At 70.5% G+C, this 3,956-nt stretch carries 4 protein-coding genes; 2 read left to right on the forward strand and 2 right to left on the reverse strand.

What is annotated here, in order from left to right; translation table 11 throughout:
• The first annotated feature begins 135 nt into the window (after positions 1–135).
• Both BKN37_RS26185 and BKN37_RS26190 read left to right on the forward strand, forming a co-directional pair.
• On the forward strand, positions 136–1,035 hold the full coding sequence (locus BKN37_RS26185) for a hypothetical protein (protein ID WP_242657367.1): 900 nt from the start codon (positions 136–138) through the stop codon (positions 1,033–1,035).
• 180 nt (positions 1,036–1,215) lie between these two features.
• A complete protein-coding gene (locus BKN37_RS26190; protein WP_095407221.1) occupies positions 1,216–2,220 on the forward strand; it encodes an MPT63 family protein in 1,005 nt (334 codons plus the stop codon).
• Between the two features lie 49 nt (positions 2,221–2,269).
• Here the strand turns inward: BKN37_RS26190 and BKN37_RS26195 are convergent, their stop codons facing one another.
• Positions 2,270–3,433, reverse strand: coding sequence for a pyridoxal phosphate-dependent aminotransferase (locus tag BKN37_RS26195; protein WP_071030122.1), 1,164 nt, complete (start codon positions 3,431–3,433; stop codon positions 2,270–2,272).
• 18 nt (positions 3,434–3,451) lie between these two features.
• Positions 3,452–3,956, reverse strand: a 505-nt coding sequence (locus tag BKN37_RS26200) for an acyl-CoA dehydrogenase family protein (RefSeq protein WP_278184978.1), incomplete at its 5' end; no start/stop codon positions are given.

Raw genomic sequence — 3,956 nt, forward strand, 5'->3', positions numbered from 1 at the left:
CCAGCACCATCACACCCACACCCCGTCCCATTCGACACATCATACACGATCCTCCACCCCACTCGTACCACATATACTTCAGCACGACCCGCCCACCCCCACCCCCCCCCAGATAGGTCCCGCCAACGCCGTAGATTGGAAAAGAGACACGGCCCGCACCCCGCCGCACCGTACGAGCCCAGCCCGGTCCCCAACGCCCCGGAATCCACCCGCCACTTCGAACCCGGTCCGGTTCACGGGGGCGGGCCCGAACCAACCCGACCGTACGAACCTGCCCAGGCCTCCAACGCTCCGGAACCGACCCGGCCGTTCGAGCCAGGCCCGTCCCCGACCAACGGCCGCGCCCAGCAGCCGACCGGCGGCGGCTGGCCCGCCGTACCCCCGCAAGCACCAACCGGTCACGCCTGGCCGGGCGAATTCGGCACTCCACTGCCGGGATCGCTGCGCCGCTCCCGGAAGCCGAAGCTGCTGCTGGCCCTGGCCGGCGCGGCCGCGGTGATCGTGCTCGCCGGCGGGGCCTTCTGGCTGCTGCGCCCCTCGCACGACGCCGCGGAGGCCGCCGAGACCACCGGCACGACATCCACCACCGCGGCACCCAAGCCGCCCGACACCGCCGCCCAAGCCCGCCTGTTGAGCCTGCTTCCGACCGGCTATCCACCGGGCACCTGCAAGCCGACCACCTTGCCCAAAGACGCATTGGCCAAAGTGTCGTGCGGCAAGAACGACGATCCGGACGGCCCGGCGTCGGCGACGTTCACGTTGTTCCCGGATACCGCGGCGCTGCACTTCGCGTTTAACGGAATTGTCCACAACTCGGCGGTGGTCGACTGCCCCGGGCGAATCCAGTCGCCGGGAGCGTGGCACCGCAACGCCACCCCGGACAAGACCAGCGGCATGCTGTTATGCGCGACCCAAAAAGCGGTCCCGACGGTCGCGTGGACCAATGACGCCGAATGTTTGCTCGCCGTTGTTCAGGCAGAACCACAAGGCGCCGGCCTGGAACAGGTCTACACCTGGTGGACGTCGCACTCGTGATAGCTATCGGCAGCGCGGGCAAATTTGATGCGGTCCCGGGTAGCGGATGGTAAAACTACCGTGATGAAGTATCGCTATGCATCAGCTTTGAGACCGACAACGACGGCCTAACCGTCGTTAGGTGCAGTTCCCACCCCACCGCAGCGGAATGGCCGCTCGGACGAAACAGGAGTGAAAACCGTGAAGATCAGCACCGCCGCAATGGCGGCAGCAGCCACCTTCGTCACCGCCGGAGCCCTCGGCATCGCCAGCGCAGCTATTGCCGCTGCCGACGAAGCCAGCGACACCACCGCCTCGCACCCGCTCGGTACGCAGGCGACCTTGACCAACGGCGACGTGGTGCAGGGCTGGACCATCAGCGATCTCAAACAAAGCAGCGACACCATCCCGTACACCCCGCAGGGCACCCTGTGGGAGGCCAACGCCACCGACGAGGCCCTGCAGGGCTCGGTCACCCCGATCGTGTCGAACCTGAACGCCCGCAGCGCGAGTGGCCAGACCTACCGCGTCCTGTACGGGGTCGCCACCCCTCAGGGTGTCAACCCGGGCACGATTAGCCAGGGTCAAAAGACCACCGGCAAGGTGTACTTCGACGTGACCGGTGACAACCCCACCAGCGTCGTGTACAACGCCGGCGGCAAGGACCTGGCCACCTGGGTGCAGCCCGCCCCCAGCAGCGGCCCGTCGGGCTCGGCCCCGGCGGCTAGCCCGCGCCCGTCGGCTCCGGCGGGCAACCCGTCGACCACCGCCCCGGCTGGCAACCAGCAGACCCCGGCCGGCACTCCGGGCGGGGCCGCTCCGGCGGGTAGCCAGGGGACGCCGATCCCCGCGGGTAGCCAGGGGACGCCGCTGCCCGCCGGCTCGGAGCAGACCCCGGCCGGTACCCCGAGTACTCCGGCTCCGGCTGGCACGCAGGGCACCCAGGAGGTCCCGGCCAGCACCCCGGCCCCGGCCGGCACCCAGGGCACCCAGGAGGTCCCGGCCAGCACCCCGGCCCCGGCCGGCACCCAGGGCACCCAGGAGGTCCCGGCCAGCACCCCGAGCACGCAGGCCCCGGCTGGTGGCGCTCAGGGGGCCCCGGCGGGCGGCGCCCAGGGCGCTCCTGCTGCCGCCCCGGCGGCACCGGCTCCGGCGAACCCGGGAACGGCTCCGGCTGGCAACGCGGGGACGACACCGCAGCCCTGACCGAGCAGTAACGAAGCCCGGCTTGCAGGCAACTGCGAGCCGGGCTTTGTTAGTGCTGCAGCCAGGCGCCGATCCGGCGTAGCGCCTCCTCGATGTCCGAGGTGGGCCCGGCAAAAGACAGCCGGACGAACGCGCCGCCGCGGGTGGTGTCGAAGTCGATGCCCGGCGCGATCGCAACACCGGTGTCGGCCAGCAGTTTCGAGCAAAAGCCCAGCGAGTCGCCGGTGAAGTCCGAGACGTCGGCGTAGACGTAGAACGCGCCGTCGGTGGGGGCCAGCCGATCGATCCCCAGGGCGCGCAGACCGTCGAGCAACAACACCCGGTTGGCGCTGTAGTGCCGCAGATGGCCGTCGGCTTCGGCGATCGCCTCGGGCGTGAACGCCTGCACCGCCGCGATCTGCGACAACACCGGCGGACAGATGGTGAAGTTGCCGGTCAAGCAGTCCACCGCGCGACGCAGCTCCGGCGGCACCAGCAGCCAGCCCAGCCGCCAGCCGGTCATCGCGAAATACTTCGAGAAACTGTTGACCACCACCGCCTGTCGTGACGTCTGCCAGGCGCAGCTGGTCTGCTGCGCGCCCTGGTACACCAGGCCGTGGTAGACCTCATCGCTGATCAGCCGCACCCCGCTGGCGTCGCACCAGGACGCGATCGCGGCCAGTTCCGCGGGCGGGATCACCGTCCCCGTCGGGTTCGCCGGGCTGGCCACCACCACCCCGGCCAGCGGCGGGTCGAGGTCGGCCAGCATCGCCGCGGTCGGCTGGAAACGGGTCTCCGGGCCGCACGGGATCTCGACCACCTCGCAGCCCAGCGCGGACAGGATATTGCGGTAACACGGGTAGCCAGGGCTGCTGACCGCCACCCGGTCACCGACGTCGAAGCAGGCCAGGAAGGTGAGCAGGAACCCGCCCGACGAGCCGGTGGTCACCACCACGTCGTCGGCGCTGACGTCGAGGCCGTAGCGGTCCCGGTAGGACGCCGCGATGGCGCCGCGCAGCTCCGGAATGCCCAGCGCCACCGTGTAACCCAGCTCGTTGAGATGCAGGGCCGACGCGGCGGCGGCCCGCACCGGCTCGGGGGCACCCACGCTGGGTTGGCCCGCGGACAGGTTCACCAGGTCACCGTGACTGCGTTGCCGCTCGGCGGCGGCCAGCCACACGTCCATCACATAAAACGGTGGGACGCCGGCACGCAGCGCGACACGATCGTTCACCCGCTCAACCCTAGGCCGCTACCGGGCGTGGCTGGAGAACACCTCGGATTCCAGCCGGCGCAGGTGCTCCCGCGGCGGGCCGAGCAGCTGCGAACTGCCGTGCGCGCGTTTGAAATACAGCTGAATGTCGCTTTCCCAGGTGATGGCGATGCCGCCGTGCAGCTGGATGGCTTCGGCGGCCACCGTCGAGAAGGCTTCGCTGGCGGTGACCCGGGCCAGCGCCGCCGACGTCGGGGTCGGCTCGGCCACCGCGTCGTTGACGACGGCGCGGGCGGCGTGCACGGCCACATGCAGGTCGGCCATCCGGTGTTTGAGGGCCTGGAAGCTGCCGATCGGCCGGCCGAACTGCACCCGGCTCTTGGTGTAGTCGACGGTCAGCTCCAGGCAGCGCGCCGCCGCCCCGATCTGCTCGGCGGCCAGCAGGATCGCCGCGTAGTCGGCGATGCCGGGGTCGGATCCGATCGGCTCGGTGTTCCCGGCGGTGAGGCGGCCCAGCCGGCGGGTGGGGTCCATGGTGGTGACG

The sequence above is a fragment of the Mycobacterium talmoniae genome, from assembly GCF_001854525.1.
Taxonomy (GTDB): Bacteria; Actinomycetota; Actinomycetes; order Mycobacteriales; family Mycobacteriaceae; genus Mycobacterium; species Mycobacterium talmoniae.